Origin of the sequence: Capnocytophaga gingivalis ATCC 33624 (assembly GCF_000174755.1) — a bacterium.
GTDB classification, from domain to species: Bacteria; Bacteroidota; Bacteroidia; order Flavobacteriales; family Flavobacteriaceae; genus Capnocytophaga; species Capnocytophaga gingivalis.
The window spans coordinates 24,182-41,237 of sequence record NZ_ACLQ01000003.1 but is presented as its reverse complement, the minus strand read 5'-3'; the positions used below and the strand labels follow the sequence as shown (position 1 = coordinate 41,237).

16 protein-coding genes are annotated in these 17,056 nt (G+C 42.3%); 12 read left to right on the top strand and 4 right to left on the bottom strand.

The annotated features are described in order from the left end of the window. The first annotated feature begins 374 nt into the window (after positions 1 to 374). The 11 genes from CAPGI0001_RS00930 (at position 375) to CAPGI0001_RS00880 (ending at position 10,662) form a co-directional block, all read left to right on the top strand. Positions 375 to 1,115, top strand: a complete 741-nt coding sequence (locus CAPGI0001_RS00930) for a hypothetical protein (RefSeq protein ID WP_040359267.1) — start codon at positions 375 to 377, stop codon at positions 1,113 to 1,115. A gap of 73 nt (positions 1,116 to 1,188) precedes the next feature. After that, a complete protein-coding gene (locus CAPGI0001_RS00925) occupies positions 1,189 to 1,926 on the top strand; it encodes a hypothetical protein (protein ID WP_002665757.1) in 738 nt (245 codons plus the stop codon). Between the two features lie 30 nt (positions 1,927 to 1,956). Then, positions 1,957 to 2,694: a hypothetical protein gene (locus CAPGI0001_RS00920; RefSeq protein ID WP_002665896.1), complete on the top strand. Its 738-nt coding sequence runs from the start codon at positions 1,957 to 1,959 to the stop codon at positions 2,692 to 2,694. Positions 2,695 to 2,994: 300 nt separating this feature from the next. Beyond that, positions 2,995 to 3,633: a peptidase E gene (locus tag CAPGI0001_RS00915; protein WP_002665805.1), complete on the top strand. Its 639-nt coding sequence runs from the start codon at positions 2,995 to 2,997 to the stop codon at positions 3,631 to 3,633. An 8-nt stretch (positions 3,634 to 3,641) separates the two neighbouring features. Next, complete coding sequence (locus CAPGI0001_RS00910) at positions 3,642 to 4,313, top strand: SMI1/KNR4 family protein (protein ID WP_040359265.1); 672 nt, start codon at positions 3,642 to 3,644, stop codon at positions 4,311 to 4,313. Positions 4,314 to 4,352: 39 nt separating this feature from the next. Further along, positions 4,353 to 4,805 (top strand): hypothetical protein, encoded by a 453-nt coding sequence (locus CAPGI0001_RS00905; RefSeq protein ID WP_002665711.1) that lies wholly within the window; start codon positions 4,353 to 4,355, stop codon positions 4,803 to 4,805. A gap of 8 nt (positions 4,806 to 4,813) precedes the next feature. Beyond that, the gene (locus CAPGI0001_RS00900) at positions 4,814 to 5,635 is read left to right on the top strand and encodes a DNA alkylation repair protein (RefSeq protein ID WP_002665627.1); all 822 of its coding nucleotides are present in this window, start codon (positions 4,814 to 4,816) and stop codon (positions 5,633 to 5,635) included. A 22-nt stretch (positions 5,636 to 5,657) separates the two neighbouring features. Beyond that, positions 5,658 to 5,888, top strand: a complete 231-nt coding sequence (locus tag CAPGI0001_RS00895; protein ID WP_002665645.1) for a bacteriocin immunity protein — start codon at positions 5,658 to 5,660, stop codon at positions 5,886 to 5,888. Between the two features lie 9 nt (positions 5,889 to 5,897). After that, positions 5,898 to 6,614 (top strand): GNAT family N-acetyltransferase, encoded by a 717-nt coding sequence (locus tag CAPGI0001_RS00890; RefSeq protein WP_002665730.1) that lies wholly within the window; start codon positions 5,898 to 5,900, stop codon positions 6,612 to 6,614. Between the two features lie 2 nt (positions 6,615 to 6,616). Further along, positions 6,617 to 7,366, top strand: coding sequence for an SDR family oxidoreductase (locus tag CAPGI0001_RS00885; protein WP_002665688.1), 750 nt, complete (start codon positions 6,617 to 6,619; stop codon positions 7,364 to 7,366). A gap of 137 nt (positions 7,367 to 7,503) precedes the next feature. After that, a complete protein-coding gene (locus tag CAPGI0001_RS00880) occupies positions 7,504 to 10,662 on the top strand; it encodes an efflux RND transporter permease subunit (RefSeq protein WP_002665636.1) in 3,159 nt (1,052 codons plus the stop codon). 127 nt (positions 10,663 to 10,789) lie between these two features. Here CAPGI0001_RS00880 and CAPGI0001_RS00875 read toward each other — a convergent pair whose 3' ends face one another. Both CAPGI0001_RS00875 and CAPGI0001_RS00870 read right to left on the bottom strand, forming a co-directional pair. Continuing rightward, the gene (locus tag CAPGI0001_RS00875; RefSeq protein WP_002665787.1) at positions 10,790 to 11,782 is read right to left on the bottom strand and encodes an NAD(P)H-dependent glycerol-3-phosphate dehydrogenase; all 993 of its coding nucleotides are present in this window, start codon (positions 11,780 to 11,782) and stop codon (positions 10,790 to 10,792) included. A 121-nt stretch (positions 11,783 to 11,903) separates the two neighbouring features. Further along, positions 11,904 to 13,229 carry an alginate export family protein gene (locus CAPGI0001_RS00870; RefSeq protein ID WP_002665619.1) on the bottom strand — a complete coding sequence of 442 codons (1,326 nt, stop codon included), beginning with the start codon at positions 13,227 to 13,229 and terminating at the stop codon, positions 11,904 to 11,906. 378 nt (positions 13,230 to 13,607) lie between these two features. On the opposite strand from CAPGI0001_RS00870, the gene CAPGI0001_RS00865 reads away from it, so the two are divergent. Further along, the gene (locus CAPGI0001_RS00865) at positions 13,608 to 14,783 is read left to right on the top strand and encodes an OmpA family protein (RefSeq protein ID WP_002665800.1); all 1,176 of its coding nucleotides are present in this window, start codon (positions 13,608 to 13,610) and stop codon (positions 14,781 to 14,783) included. 86 nt (positions 14,784 to 14,869) lie between these two features. On the opposite strand, the gene lipA is transcribed toward CAPGI0001_RS00865, so the two are convergent. Continuing rightward, the gene (lipA, locus tag CAPGI0001_RS00860; protein ID WP_002665751.1) at positions 14,870 to 15,742 is read right to left on the bottom strand and encodes a lipoyl synthase; all 873 of its coding nucleotides are present in this window, start codon (positions 15,740 to 15,742) and stop codon (positions 14,870 to 14,872) included. A 61-nt stretch (positions 15,743 to 15,803) separates the two neighbouring features. Then, on the bottom strand, positions 15,804 to 17,048 hold the full coding sequence (locus CAPGI0001_RS00855; protein ID WP_002665696.1) for a sulfate adenylyltransferase subunit 1: 1,245 nt from the start codon (positions 17,046 to 17,048) through the stop codon (positions 15,804 to 15,806). Positions 17,049 to 17,056: the final 8 nt, after the last annotated feature.

Genomic DNA, 17,056 nt, shown 5'->3' with positions numbered 1-17,056 from the left:
TTCAGTTTGGAGAGTAATTGTATTTTTGTGATTAGTTTTTATTTGTTTTTCTAACAGAATATGTAACTAATAGCTATCTAATAGCTATGTAATTATTTTATAAACGATTTATTTTTATGACAACAAGAGAAGAAATCCAAGAACTGAACGACCATTTGCAGGCATTCCCTAAAGCAGAAGACATTTTTGTAAAAGAACAACAATGGCTCAAAAATCATTTTTTGCCGCTTATGAGTATCGATTTAGCCGAAATCAATCCCGACTGGGTGGGTTCTGGTGGCTATATCATATGCTTTATGAGCCTGTTAGCCGTATTGTGCTATTCACTTTTGATTATTCGTAAGAAAAATAGATTAATTAATATAAAAAACACAATGACAACAACAGAAGAAATCCAAGAACTGAACGACCATTTGCAGGCGTTCCCCAAAGCGGAAGACATCTTTGTAAAAGAGCAACCGTGGCTTAAAAATCATTTTTTGCCCCTGATGCGTATCGATTTAGCCGAAATCAATCCCGATTGGGCAGGACAAAAGGTGTATATGTTGTGCCCCTTTGAGCCTTACGAGGGTTATATAGGCGATAATACCACCGAGTATCACAACGAATATACCGCGCCTAACTGGCTGGCTTTCCGCCTAACCGACGATAACAAGTTCGAGTTCCTCGGCAAGGAAGGATATTTTGAGCGAACTGCTATTCACGACTGGGATTTTAACTCTGAAGAAGAAAAAGAATTTCAAAAAATGCAGAAAAGCTATGAAAAAAGCAAAGTGAATTTTGAGAAATACGGCACATTGATTAATATATTTGCATTAGAATATGATGGGAAAATAGAAAAAGCAAATTATTTAAGTAGATTAGGAGGGGAATATTCTTTTTCTAATTGGGCAACTTCTATTTCAAGTGGCGAGTATCCCAAAGCATTTGCAATGAAGTTGGATAGAGAAGAAGGACTTCCTGACGATGGGATTAGTATAACTTATAAAGGAAATCCTTTTTATTTTATTGCAGAAACTGCAAGCTATGATTGGTATGATGGTGGTATCGATGGTATCATTATGTTTTATGAACCTGTAAGCCGTATCGTGTTATATACTTTTGACTTTACATAACATCGCTTTTGTGGTATGTATAGGGGCAAATGGCAATTCGCCCTAAATTTAGAAACCTTAAACAATTATCATTATGCAATCAAGAGAAGAAATCCAAGAACTGAACGACCATTTGCAGGCGTTCCCCAAAGCGGAAGATATTTTTGTAAAAGAGCAACCGTGGCTCAAAAATCATTTTCTGCCCCTGATGAGTATCGATTTAGCCGAAATCAATCCCGATTGGGCAGGACAAAAGGTGTATATGTTGTGCCCCTTTGAGCCTTACGAGGGGTATATAGGCGATAATACCACCGAATATCACAACGAATATACCGCACCTAACTGGTTGGCTTTCCGCCTAACTGACGATAATAAGTTTGAGTTCCTCGGCAAGGAAGGATATTTTGAACGAACCGCTATTCACAACTGGGATTTTGATTCTGAAGAGGAGGAAGAAATACAAGAGATGCAGAAAGAATATGAAGAAAACAAGGCAAATTTTAAAAAATATGGGGCATTAGTGTTAAATGGTTATGCTGATTATGATGGGAACTTGAATGTGGTAAATTATTTAGATACTTTGGGCGGAGAGTTACAATATGGCAACTGGTGTTCCACCATTGAAAATGAGGAATATCCGAAGGCTTTTAAGATGCATATAGAAGATGGTGAAGAAAATGATGAGGTAGTGTTTGACATTTCATACAAAGGAAATCCTTTTTATCTCGTAGCCGAGGCAAGAGCTTTCTATTGGGTAGGAGCTGGCGACAATATCATTATGCTGTACGAGCCCGTAAGTCGTATCGTGCTATTCACTTTTGATTATTCGTAAGAAAAATAAATTAATTAATATAAAAAAACAATGACAACAAGAGAAGAAATTAAAGAATTGAACGACCATTTGCAGGCGTTCCCCAAGGCAGAAGACATTTTTGTAAAAGAGCAACCGTGGCTCAAAAATCATTTTTTGCCCCTGATGAGTATCGATTTAGCTGAAATCAATCCCGATTGGGCAGGGCAAAAGGTCTATATGCTCGCTCCATTTGAGCCTTACGAGGGGTATATAGGTGATAATACCACCGAATATCACAACGAATATACCGCGCCTAACTGGTTAGCTTTCCGTCTAACCGACGATAATAAGTTTGAGTTCCTCGGCAAGGAAGGATATTTTGAGCGAACTGCTATTCACCATTGGGATTTTAACTCTGAAGAAGAGGAACTCTTTCGGGAAATGGCTGATAACTATGAAAAGAGTAAGGAAAATGTAGCCAAATATGGCACTTTAGTGGATTTGCATTATCTTGAATATAAGGGGAAACTGAATAGGAAAACATTTTTGGAGATATTAGGGGGAGAGCCTCAGTATGGCAACTGGTGTTCCACTATTGAAGATGAGGAATATCCAAAGGCTTTTAAGATGAACATAGAAGATGGTGAAGAAGATGATGAGGTAGTGTTTGACATTTCATACAAAGGAAACCCTTTTTATCTTGTAGCCGAGGCAACAGCTTTCCATTGGGTAGGGGCAGGAGGCTATATCATTATGTTGTACGAACCCGTAAGCCGTATTGTGCTATTCACTTTTGATTATTCGTAAGGGGCTGTCCGAAAAGTCTCAAAATCGCTTTTGTATCACTACACTTTGCCAAAGTTTTAATTGCTCGTCGTGCTACGACCTTTGGCAAAGTTGACTACTCTGATTATCAATAATCTTTGAAGTATGTTATGTACGGGCGTTTTGCAAACGCCCACACAAATAAAATTTTTCAGACAGACTCCCCTTTCGTCCGACTCGTCCGACAGGTCAGCTCCGTCTGAATTATCCAATAACAGCCCTCGCTGGCGCGAGCTTGTAGCTCGTGCCTCCACTGTCCAATAACAGCAATTATTATTACAAATGAAAAGATTATTTTTAACCTCATCGTTCAGTTCAGTAGCTAAATTGTTTGAAGATTTTGCAGGTGAACCCGTAAATGGGAAAAAACTTGCTTTTATCCCAACAGCAAGTTTGGTAGAAAAAGTGCGTTTTTATGTAGATGATGATAGAAAAGCCTTTGAAAAATTAGGTCTTATCATAGAAGAATTAGAAATTTCTACAGCTACTACCGAAGAAATAGCGACAGTATTAGAACGAAATGATTATATTTTTATCTCTGGAGGGAATACATTCTACCTAATGCAGGAACTAAAAAAGAAAGGAGCAGACAAGCTACTTATAGAACAAATTGATAATGGAAAGTTGTACATAGGTACTTCGGCAGGTTCTATCATTGCCTCTCCTACTATTGAATTTGTTAGAGATATGGACGAGACCAAAAAAGCTCCTGAACTCACTGATTATTCAGGATTACATTTGGTAGATTTTTATTTTTTACCTCATTATCTGAACTTTCCTTTCAAGGAAGTTACTCAAAAAATAGTAAATGACTATTCACAGAAAATAGATTTGCGACCTATTTCCAACAATCAAGTAATTACCGTTTTAGGTAATGAAATAAAAACACTTGAAAAACCTAAACGAGCAACTAAAAAATAGTTTTAATGATACCCAACATTCTATTACAACAATTAGAAAATGCCCTCCCAAAGGGAATGCAAATCCCTGAGGAACTCCGCAAACTTTACCAGTGGATAGAGGATAACGGCTATTATTCAGAGAATGAAGGCATTCGTTATGGATATCTCTACCCGCAAGATAAGCTAAGAGAAAGCTGGAAAGAAGAGGAACGAGAAGGAGGGACTGACATTGCTTTTTCGGTATTAAAAAACATTGACCGTGAGGAAGTGTTGGAGAATTGTTACAAAAAACATAAGGATGAAGTAAGACGCCGTTTGCTCGTCTTCGCGCAGAGTGGTGCTGATGGTTCAGAATGTGCCTTGTGGCTCGACGATGAAGGGCATACCCAAATCGTGCATATCGGGTCAGGTTCAGGCTCTATAATGACTTGTATATTGGTGAAAAACGCTTTGGATTTCTTGCGCCTTTTAGCTATTGGCTATGATGAGATTTGCTGGGACGAGGATTATCCACTCCCTCCTAATAGCAACAAAGACAATACATTTGTTTACCCTAATACCCAATACCAAGAGTGGGTACAAAATACCTTTCATACCACTATCCCTAAGATAGGTTTAGAGGTTGTAACTCCACATAATATGAATGATGAACCTATTACAGACCCTTTTTTGAAGTGGTTTCTTGAAGTAACGGAGTAAATTAGGAATAAAAAACACATAACATTTCATAACAAACCTATGAACAACGAAGTATTACCTACAACATATTTAGGGAGAGAGCTCCCAAAAGAGTATGTAAACAGTATTGAAAATGGAGAGTCTTTCCCCGAATGGCTCACAATGTTCCCTCATACAGAATACGAACACAGTACCGAGATTGAAGTATGGAGCAAAGAGTATCTCTTGTCGCATACTTATAGCGAATCTTTCTGCAATTATGCTTTCTTTACTCGTGATGATATTGATTTTTCGATGTTGCAAACCCGTGATGAAGACACTTTGACCTCCGAAGAACTCCAATCAGCCTTTGCTATAGGTTCTGTAAACGAAGGATTTGTGTTTATCAACCTGCACGATGGTTCGCTTTGGATTTGGTATCACGATATGTTTTGTGAGAAGATAGCCGCAAACTTTTCTGATTTCCAAAATCTTCTTACTAAAGAATCTATAAACACAGAAGAGGAGGAATAATTTATTATATGGATATAGAAATTATCAAAAACAGAAAAGGGGCTCAAAAGGCAGTAGATATACCTGCCGAAGTGCTTTCGCTATTAAATGAGGGGCGTATAGAAACGGTAAACCTTACCGAGTGGCTGGCTGTAGATCATTCACAGCTGGTAGCATCTGTTTTTCCTGCTTTGGGGATTGATAAAAACATCATTGAAGAGTTGGTTTGCCAAATCAATCAGCAAAAGAAACCTTCTACAATGAATACAATTAAGCTCATAGGGGCATTGTTATACGAAAAATATGCAAATACTGACCTTTATGAGCCTTTGTTTAAGCAAATCAGCACGCATTTATCCGATTCTGTGCGCTGTTATGCTTGTTATTTGGTGGCTTTGCATACAGAAATTCCTTTAGAAGATAAGCTACACAAACTAAAATCTTTGGTAGCCGATAGTCATTTTGGCGTTCGTGAGATTATTTGGATGGCATTACGCCCCGAAATGAGCGAGCATTTAGACTTTTCCATTGGTTTTCTTTCCCATTGGGCAGAAAGCGAAGAGGAGAATATCCGCAGGTTTAGTACAGAAGCCTTGCGTCCGCGGGGTGTTTGGTGTGCTCATATAGAAGCCTTGAAAGAAAAGCCAGAGGTGTATTTGCCTATATTAGACAAATTGAAGTCCGATAAGGCTAAGTATGTGCAAGATAGCGTAGGGAACTGGCTGAACGATGCCAGCAAAACCCGTCCCGATTTTGTAACAGCCCTTTGTGAGCGTTGGGAGCGCGAAAGTCCTACCAAGGAAACCAAGTATATTGTAAAAAAGGCACTGAGAACGATTGCCTCTAAATAGTATAAAAACTTTTTTTTACCGAATGACCCGAGAAGAACTCATACAATTAGGAAACCAAATCATAGAAGAAACCGATGATGATCGCCAAGAGGAGCTAATGGAGCGCTTCGATCGCAATGTACCTCACCCCGAGGGCAGTTCGTTATTCTTCTATCCGGAAAACTACAACGCCCGCACTATGGATATTTCCTCCTACGACCCCACCGTCGAGGAAGTAGTAGACAAATGTTTGGCGTATCAACCGATTATTTAAAGATATACAATGATCACAAACCAATACAATCAACCCATAGGGGAGGCATTACCTAATTTTTCAGTAGGAGCAACCCCTCATATAACCCTTTTAGAGGGAAATTATTGTCTGTTGGAACCTCTTTCGGTAGCCAAACATTTAGACGATTTGAGTGATTTCTATTTGGAAGCCTCTGCCGTGATGCCCGATTGGACTTATTTATCTATAGCTCCTGCAAAGAACAAAGAGGAGTTGCACGCTTTACTCACCAAGCAGGAAGCCTCTACCGACCCTTATTTTCTGACGATTGTAGATAAGCAAACGCGAAAAGCCGTGGGTACGCTTGCCCTAATGCGTATAGACCCTAAAAACAGAGTGATAGAAGTGGGGTGGGTGAACTATTCGCCGGCTTTACAGCGTACGCGTATGGCTACAGAAGCGCAGTATTTGTTGGCAAAATATGTATTTGAGACCCTCCAATATAGGCGTTACGAATGGAAATGTGACAGCCTTAATGAACCTTCGCGCCGTGCTGCAGAGCGCTTGGGCTTTGTATATGAGGGTACATTCAGGCAGGCTGTGGTTTACAAAGGGCGTTCGCGCGACACCGCTTGGTTTGCTATGATAGACAAGGAATGGGAAGCTAACAAACGTGCTCTTGAGCAATGGCTTTCTCCTGAGAATTTCGACTCACAGGGTAAACAAAGGAAGTCTTTATCCACAATCAGACAAGGTAACATACAGTAATTATGACCGAAAATATCAAAAATAAAGTAGTGATTATTACCGGTGCCAGCAGTGGCCTGGGAGAAGCTACTGCCTTGCTCTTGGCTACCTATGGAGCTAAGGTAGTTTTAGCCGCTCGGCGTAAGGAGCGTCTGGAAAAAGTAGCTTCTCAAATCACCTCACAAGGAGGCGAAGCCCTTGTGGTAGTCGCCGATGTAGCCATACAAAGCGATGTGGAGCGTATCGCCCAAGAGACACTCAAGAGGTATGGTCGTATCGATGTACTGATTAACAATGCAGGGATTATGCCACAAGCCACTTTGGACAAGCTCAAAGTGGAAGAATGGGATAAGATGATTGACGTGAATGTAAAAGGGGTGCTCTATGGCATCGCGGCGGTATTGCCTACGATGCAACAGCAGCACAGCGGACACATCATCAACCTATCGTCGGTGGCAGGCTTGCGAGTGGCAGCAGGTCGTGGTACGGTGTATAGCGGTACCAAGTTTGCCGTCAAAGCCATTAGCGAGGGCTTACGTGTGGAAGTGGCTAAGGATAATATCCGTGTAACCACTCTTTACCCTGGGGCAGTGGAGAGCGAACTCAAGTATGGCAGTTCCGACCCTGAAGCCAGCGAGAATATACAAGCTTTCTATAAGGCGTATGAGATTCCTGCCTCCTCTGTGGCCAGAGCGATAGCTTATGCCATTAATGAACCAGAAGAGGTAGCGATTAACGAAATTACGCTACGTCCTACCCGCCAAGAATTTTAGTAGGGCTGTAGGGGCGAATTGCAATTCGCCCTTCGATGAGGACAATTCGTCCTTCAAAGAGTACAATTCGCCCTTCAAAGAGTACAATTCGCCCTTTCAAATAATTAAAAAAACGAACAAAGAATAATTAGTGTTTTATGATAAAAAGTTTTATTAACAGACCAGTGCTATCAACGGTAATTTCTATCTTGATAGTGATCTTGGGGGTATTGGGAATCCTTTCACTTCCTGTATCACAATACCCTGATATTGCTCCTGTAACCGTATCGGTAAGGGCAAGCTATGGAGGTGCCAATGCGGAGACAGTACTCAAGGCGGTAGTAATTCCACTCGAAGAACAAATCAATGGGGTGGAGAATATGGACTATATTGTCTCCTCTGCTTCCAATAGTGGTTCAGCGAATATCACGGTATATTTCAAAAATGGAATGGATCCAGACAATGCTGCGGTGTTGGTACAGAACCGTGTATCATATGCCAATGCGATTCTCCCTGCTGAGGTAAAACAAGCAGGGGTAACCGTAGAGAAGCGTGAGGCAGGTAACCTGATGTTCCTTACTTTCTTCTCGGATAACCCTGAAATAGATGAGGTATTCTTGGAGAATTACTTGGCGATCAATGTGATTCCAGGACTCAAGCGTATCACTGGAGTAGGTGATGCCGAGGAGTTCGGTGGGAAAAACTACTCTATGCGTATATGGCTGGACCCACAGAAGCTTCAGGCATATAAGCTGAACCCAACAGAGGTTACTGCAGCTATTTCTTCTCAGAGCTTGGAAGCGGCTGCCGGTACCTTGGGACAGAATAGTGGGAGTTCTTACGAATATACTATTAAGTACAAGGGAAAATATAATAAAGTTTCCGAGTATGAAAACATTGTACTTAAAGCTATGGAAGGAGGGCGTATCCTTCGCCTGAAAGATGTAGCTAAGGTGGAGCTTGATGCCATGGGCTATACAAGCTTCTCCGAGAGTAAGGGGCGCCCAGCTATTGCCATGGGAATTTCTCAGACACCAGGGGCTAATGCACATGCAGTGGTACAGAACATAGAAACATACCTCAAGTCTATCGAGAAAACACTCCCTGAAGGGGTGACTTATTCGATTAACTTCAATGTGAATACCTTCCTCAATGCTGCTATTTCTAAGGTGGTTTCTACCCTCTTGGAAGCCTTCCTTTTGGTGTTCTTGGTGGTATATCTTTTCCTACAAGATTTCCGTTCTACATTGATTCCAGCTATTGCGGTACCAGTATCCATTGTAGGTACGTTCTTCTTCCTCAATATCTTTGGGTATTCTATCAATATGCTTACTTTGTTTGCTTTGGTATTGGCTATTGGTATTGTGGTGGACGACGCGATTGTCGTCGTCGAGGCCGTCCATTCCAAGATGGAACATACGGGAGAAAAAGCCAAACCTGCAACGATCTCGGCTATGAACGAGATTACAGGAGCCATTATCTCTATTACCTTGGTCATGGCAGCAGTATTTGTACCTGTTACCTTTATTGAGGGGACAACAGGGGTATTCTATAAGCAATTCGGGGTTACTTTGATTGTTGCGATCTTTATTTCGGCTGTCAATGCACTTACTCTCAGTCCGGTACTCTGTTCACTCTTCCTCAAACCCCACGGAGACAAAGAATATCAGAATAAATCATGGATGGGTAAGTTCTTCCATAAGTTCAATATAGCTTTTGATGCCGCTACGCTTAAGTACGGACAGACCTTTACGTTCTTCCTCCGTCACAAATGGGTGACCTTAGTGCTCTTTGCTGTAGCAGGGGCAGGAATTTACTTTGCAAATAATAACTTACAAAAGGGATTTGTGCCTAACGAAGACCAAGGCTTCGTACTGATGGATGCCTCTATGATTCCTGGAGCTTCTATGGAGCGTGTAGCCAATCAGTTACGCGAGGTAAGCAAAGACCTCAATGAGATTCCTGGAGTGGAAAACTTTACCTTTGTAACAGGGAATGGGATGCTCTCTGGGGCAGGTAGCAACAATGGTATGGGCTTTTTTACCCTCAAGCCTTTTGAGGAACGTGCTAAGCACCCTGACCAAAGTATAGATGCTATCATAGGCAAAGCTTTTGCTGCGGCATCTAAGATTAAGGATGCACGTATTCTCTTCTTCCAGCCGCCTGCTGTATCGGGATTTGGTATGGGGGCAGGGGTGTCTTTTGCCTTGCTGAACAAGTCGGGTGCCGATGTTACCGAAATCAATAAGACCACTCAAGAGTTTATGGCAGCCCTTAATGCACGTCCTGAAGTGCAGTATGCTCAAACCTCTTTCAATACCGATTTCCCTCAGTATCAGATGGATATCAATGTAGAACGCGCCATGCAGTCAGGAATAGCGGTAAGTACCATTCTTTCTACTTTACAGAACTATATAGGAGGGTATTATGCTACTGACTTTACGCTATACGGAAAACAATTCCGTGTGATGGTACAAGCCTTACCCGAAGATCGTAAGGATGTCAATAGTCTCAACAATCTCTTTGTGAAGACAGGTACAGGAGAGATGGCGCCTATATCAGAGTATGTAACCCTAAATCGTGTATTTGGGCCTCAGGCAATTAGTCGTTATAACCTCTATACTTCAGTGGATATATCCGCGGCTACCAACGAAGGCTATAGTACAGGGGATGTGGTAAAAGCAATAGAAGAAGTAGCTGCTCAGAAGCTCAATAGTAATTATGGAATTGACTATACCGGTCTTACCCGCGAGGAGCAAAACGCAGGTTCACAGACGATTGTCATTTTCCTCTTGAGCTTGATATTTACTTACTTTATCCTTTCGGCTCAGTATGAGAGCTATATCTTGCCGCTTTCAGTACTTATGTCCTTGCCTTTTGGTATCTTTGGGGCATATCTGGGGCAATGGCTCTTTGGCTTGGAGAATAATATTTATTTCCAGATTTCACTGATTATGCTCATGGGGCTTTTGGCTAAGAACGCCATCTTGATTGTCGAGTTTGCCGTACAAAGGCGCCGACATGGTGAGAGTCTTTCCAAGGCAGCGATCAATGCAGCGATGGCTCGTTTGCGTCCGATCTTGATGACCTCTTTTGCCTTTATTGTGGGGCTATTACCTTTGGTATTTGCTTCAGGGGTAGGAGCCGCAGGTAACCGCTCGGTAGCGACAGGTGCCGCTATAGGTCAGCTAATCGGTACTTTCTTTGGGTTGATCGTCATTCCGGTACTCTTCGTAATATTCCAACACCTACAAGAGCGTATCAGTGGGGTAAAACACAAAGAAGAAGTCTTTGTCGCACCGACAGACAACTATTAATAAGTGAAAAATGAAGTGAGAGCCGCACAGGCGAATACACTACAGAAGTAGACAAAAATAGGAAGTGAACTGAAGTTCACTTCCTATTTTATTTAGATAACTTGTATCTCCAAGATTCTTCACTCTATTAGTCCATTTCTTCGGTGAGTTTTTGGAAGGTTTCACGTGCAGAGTGGTGTAGGTAGAGTACTTTGTATACAGCGTTGAGAATAGGCGTGTAAGCAGGTAATGCCTGTCGCTGGTTGATCTTGTAGGCATTCTCGACTGCATAGTATCCTTCAGCGACCATATTCATTTCCATAAAGGCACTGCGCACCGAGTACCCTTTACCTATCATACTACCAAAGAGGCGGTTACGACTAAAAGCGGAGTAGCCTGTAACCAAGAGGTCTCCCAAGTAGGCCGACTGGTTGATGTTGCGTGCTATAGGGTGAATGGTATCCACATAGCGCTCCATCTCGCGTATGGCATTGCTCATTAGCACACTCTGAAAGTTATCCCCATAGCCCAAGCCATGGGCGATTCCCGCCGCGATGGCATAGATATTCTTGAGCATGGCTCCATACTCTACTCCTATGATATCCTCACTGATCTTGGTGCGGATAAAGGTACAGCGTAGGGCAGAGGCCATTTCCTCGGCCTTGAGAAGGTCTTCACAAGCGATAGTTAGGTAGGAGAGTCGCTCCAGTGCGACCTCTTCTGCGTGGCAGGGACCTGTGATCACCCCTACATTTAGCGGGTTGATCCCATAGGCTTGTATAAGATGTTCCCCTACTACCAAGCCCGATTCAGGAACAATCCCCTTGATAGCTGAGAATACTACCTTTTCCTTGAGTGAAAGGGTGAGCTTGGAGAGTTCTTGTACCAAGAAGGCTGAAGGAATGACAAAGATTATATAATCAGCTTCTTCTATAGCCTCATTGATGTTGCTTGTCAGGTGAAGCTTCTCGGTATGGAGCTCCACTGAGGAGAGATAGTTGGGGTTGTGGCGGTACTGTCGGATATGCTCTATAGCATGCTCATTGCGCATGTACCAAGTGATCTGAGGAAGGTTCTCGGTAAGGATCTTTACTATGGCCGTAGCCCAAGAGCCTCCTCCTAAGACGGTATATCGTTTCATTACATGTATATTACTATTCAGCCCAAGAGTCTTAAAATAAAGGCTGCGCCACAAAGGTACGAAAAATAATCAGAATAGGAAAATTTTTTCCTATGACAAGGCAGCCATTTCTTGAGTTCTCTTAGAGCTTAAGCATCGTAGGGTTGATATTGATACTACACCAGAACCAATCTTGCCAAGGGCGAGTGGCTGAAAAACCGCGTAAGGTATTGTAGCTACCTGATACTTTATGTACGGAATAGCCTACTTGCAGAGAGGCAAAAGGTTGTAGCTTATGGGTATATACTAAGTCAGCTTCCACACCTAAGTGATGTGTTTTTCCGTCTATCTTGCCTGCAGAACGGAAGTAGTGTCCTGTAGCAGAAAGGTTTCCTTTCTCACTTGTCTTTACAGTGGCACTGATATAAGGGTTGAGAAGTCCTACCTTGGGGGTATAGCTTACATAATAGTAGTCCATAAAGCCATAGAACTTATGGTTGGTGCCACTGAAAGGGGTGAATACCTTATCCTTGTCAGAGCTATCTGTAGTATTGTTACCACTGAGGTAATCTATACCCATGGTCGCCGATAGTGAAGGGAGGAATTTGTATCCTACCATGGCAGCCAAGAGATAGGCTTCCTTGGTAGCTCCTGTATTGTTTTTTCCTGTTTGTAGATAGGCTTCTGCTCCATAGGATAGGCTTTCGGAACGTCCGCGGTAGTGTACGCCAAAGGTTTGCATGTTGTAATCCGCTTTGTCATCGTTGCGTAGTCCTAAGTTGGCAAAAAGGAAGGAAAGTTGCTGCTCTGGGGTGAAAGCATAGTGAGCATGTAGGGCTTCCATATGCTGATAAGGCTGTCCAGGAGTGAAGTATTGTCCCTTAGGGTTGTTTACATTGCCATTGATTTTGTCAGTGGCAGCCTTGCCATCTAAGTAGTTTTGATTGAAAGCGAAGAAAGAGCGTAGGTAGAGGTTCTCTACAGGTCTCCAGTTGATATTCACCGCGTCATGAGCCCGTCCTGCAGGATGCCAGTCAAGAGAGCCGAAGATACGATCTTCGTCCAAGACAATCTGTTGGCGACCGAGCTTAAGGTCAAATCCTCCTCCCAGAGGTAGCGCTGCATAGGCCTCGAATACCGAGAGCCCTCCTGTACGATCAATCACTTGTACCTGTGGTGCTTGTCCCCAGATATTCACCTGTTGCAAGGACACATACAGCTGTAGGTCTTGGCGAAAACGATAATCCATATTCAATCGTAGACGGTTATTGACCAAAATAGCAGGTTCTTCCCCTTCTTGTAGGGCTTGATACGCACCATTACGGTATTCAAAACGTGGACGAAGCTGTCCTGATAGAGTAAAGAAGTGTTCCTTTTCCTCTACCACAGGGGCATCTCCTTGCTCCTGTGCCATACCTGCTAATGGAACTAAGGCCATGGCCATACTAAAAAATGTAATTCTATTCATAACCAGTTGTTAGTTTTTAGTTTTCAAAGATATATTGTAGCTCTTCACTACATACCCAACTCTAAAGAATCGCTCGTTTCTCCCTTTTATACAGCAGCAAAGATACAAAAAAATAATTAATTTCCAATGATTTAATGATTAATTCTATTCCCTACTTAACGATTGTTTCCTATCCCCCAATTGCTTGTGATGAGCTATCTATTCTCTTCCTTTTTTCATTAAAACTTTAACAAACAAAATGGTATAAAACTGCTAAAAAACCTAAAAAACTGCTAAAAAACGAAGTTTTGGAAATAAAATTTGTGGTAGGTAGAAAAAAAGTTATACATTTGCGCCGAATTTTAAAATGATAAAAAGAACTTACAAAAAAGATTTTTTATGAAAAAGAATATTTTAACTCTCGCAGCTATCCTAACAGCTGCAGTAAGTGCTAACGCACAAGAAACGCTAAGCGGTAGCAAATTTTTTGACAACTGGCAAGTAGGTGTTAAAGCAGGTGGTTATTCTCCTACACACCACGAAGCTTTTATCAAAAGTACTCGTGCTACTTTTGGAGCTGAAATAGGCAAACAAATCTCTCCTGCTTTCCGCTTAGGAGTAGAAGGAATGGCTTATGTTCGTCCTATAGATCTTGACAATAATCCGGAATATGGAAACTTTATCGATGGAACTAATGTAAGCTTGGTAGGTACTGTAAACCTTAGCAACCTATTTGGTGGTTACAAAGAGGCGCCTCGTACTTTTGAAGTAGAAGGTTTTGCTGGTTTGGGATGGGCACATGATTATATCCAAAACATTGTACCAGGGGTAAATAAACGTGAAAATGCTGATACTAATCATATGACAGCTCAGTTCGGTTCTAACTTGTTGTTCAACCTTGGACAAAGCAAAGCATGGGGTGTAAAACTTAGTCCTGCTATTATCTATGTTGTGGATACTCCAGCTAAAAACTCTGCTAACAGCTTGAACAGTTTAACCTCTTTCACTCAGCTTACCGGTGGTGTAGTATACCGCTTTAAAGGAAGCAATGGAGCTCACCACTTCACCAGACCTTCTAACAGAGAAGAATTGGAAGCGCTTAACAAACAATTGGCAGGTCTTCGTGAAGATCTAAGAGGAAAAGACGGACAGCTTTCTGATAGCCAAAAGCGTATTGCTCAGCTAGAAAAAGAATTGCAAGAAGCTCGCAACAAAAAACCTGAAGTAATCGAAAGAACTATTACTAAGAGCAAAAAGACTTTGGAATCAGTGGTTACTTACCGTGTAGGTAGAACTAATATCGAGTCTTCTCAGTTGCCTAACGTAGAGCGTATCGCTACTTACCTTAAGAAATATCCTAACAGCAAGGTAGTGATCAAAGGATATGCTTCTCCAGAAGGAAACTTAGAGAAAAACCAAAAATTGGCTGCTGATCGTGCAGAATCTGTAAAGAAAATCTTGGTTACTCGTTACAAAATTTCTTCTGATCGTATCCAAGCAGAAGGAAATGGTATCGGAGATATGTTCAGCGAACCAGATTGGAACCGCGTAAGTATCTCTACTATCGTAGAATAATCTATAATATAAGTGATTTTTAAAAGAGAAAGGCTGTCCGAAAGGACAGCCTTCTTTTTATATAGAAAGTTGTAAATAGGCTTAGGTTATTCTACATGCTTATAGGCCTTGTAAGAAGAACGTACCAAGGCACTACTTTCGAAATGGCGGAAGCCTAAAGAATCGCCTATTTCTTTGTATTTTTGGAACTGATCGGGAGTGATGTATTGTTTTACAGGCAGATGCTTCTTGGAGGGCTGTAGGTATTGTCCTATGGTGACTATATCCACCTTAGCCTCTTTCAGATCGTAGAGGGTTTGTATGACCTCTTCTTCGGTCTCTCCCAAGCCAAGCATAATACCCGATTTGGTACGACGAGCTCCATTTTCTTTTAGATAACGTAATACACCCAAGCTTCGGTCGTATTGGGCTTGGATACGCACCTCGCGGGTAAGGCGGCGTACGGTCTCCATATTGTGGGAAATCACCTCTGGTGCTACAGCCAGAATACGGTTGAGATTGCGCTCTACTCCTTGGAAGTCCGGGATAAGGGTCTCGAGGGTTGTCTTGGGGTTCATACGGCGAATGGCCTTGACAGTCTCTGCCCAGATGATACTTCCCATATCCTTGAGGTCGTCGCGGTCTACAGAGGTAATCACCGCATGGGTGATATTCATCAGCTTGATAGAGCGGGCTACCTTTTCGGGCTCTTCCCAGTCTATCGTATCAGGACGCCCTGTTTTTACCCCACAGAAGCCGCAGGAGCGCGTACAGATATTTCCCAAAATCATAAAAGTAGCGGTACCATGTCCCCAGCATTCGCCCATATTGGGGCAACTCCCAGAGGTACAAATGGTATTGAGCTGATATTTGTCCACCAAGCTACGAAGCTCGGTATATTTCTTTCCTGTAGGGAGCTTCACCCTAAGCCACTGTGGCTTAGCAGTTTTCTCTACAGAAGTAGTAGTTGTAGTGTCCATAAAAACAGTTGTTAGTTCTTAGGTGTTAGTTGTTGGTAACTCAAAATTTAAAACTCAAAACTCAAAACTCATTGATAAGAACGCCTGCTACAGTAGCATTGCTGGTTTCATCAATCAGAATAGCGCTGCCCATAGGAGGATTCTCTTCGAAAGGGTCATACACAAGGGGCGAGGCGGCTTTGAGTTGAACCTTAGCTATCTCGTTCAGCTTTACACTCTTGCTTTCAGTATCTTGGGCAAGAGTATTGACATCTATTTTATAGATAATTTCTTTGACAATCACCTTGGTAAGGCGGGCGCGCTGTTGGAGTAGGTATCGGCTACCTTCTTGCAGCTCTCGCCGATCCATCCAGCAGAGGGTAGCTTCTAAGGTTTGTTCTATATGTGGCTCACTATCTGCCTTGACCAGATAATCCCCTCGTGAGATGTCTATATCATCGCTGATATGCAATACCGCAGGGGTACCCGCTTGTACTTCTTCTACTTCTTTCCCATCAACTTCTATACGGCTTAGGGAAGTGGTAACCCCTTGGGGAAGGATAGTGAGGGTATCTCCCTTGGTATAGGTGCCTGAGAGGACTTGCCCTGCATAACCTCGATAGTCGTGGAGCTCCTCTGTCTGAGGGCGGATCACGTACTGTACTTGGAAGCGTGGCTTGTCATAAGGATGGCTGTTGATCTGTACTCTCTCTAAGAAATGAAGCAAGGAATCTCCCTGATACCAAGGCATGGCGCTGGTGGTATTCACTATATTATCTCCTACAAAAGCGGAGATAGGGAAGTAGTGTACTTGCTTGAGGTTTAGTTGTTTAGCTATACCTTCGTATTCTTTCTTGATATTGTCAAATACCTTTTGATCATAGCCCACCAAGTCCATTTTGTTCACGGCTACCACTACCTCAGGGATGTGAAGCAGGGAGGCAATGATAGAGTGTCTACGAGTCTGTTCAGTCACCCCATTGCGAGCATCAACAAGCAGAATGATAAGGTCGGAGTTGGAAGCACCCGTGATCATATTACGGGTGTACTGTATATGTCCAGGGGCATCGGCAATGATGAACTTGCGCTTATCCGTGGCGAAATAGCGGTAAGCCACATCGATAGTGATACCTTGTTCTCGCTCAGCACGTAAGCCATCAGTGAGAATGGCCAAGTCTATTCCATCATCATTTTTATTTTTAGATTGCTGTTCTAAGGCTTCGAGCTGATCGGCCAAGATACTTTTACTATCGTATAACAAGCGACCGATAAGGGTACTTTTTCCATCATCTACACTGCCAGCAGTGATAAATCTTAATATATTCATTGTCTAAT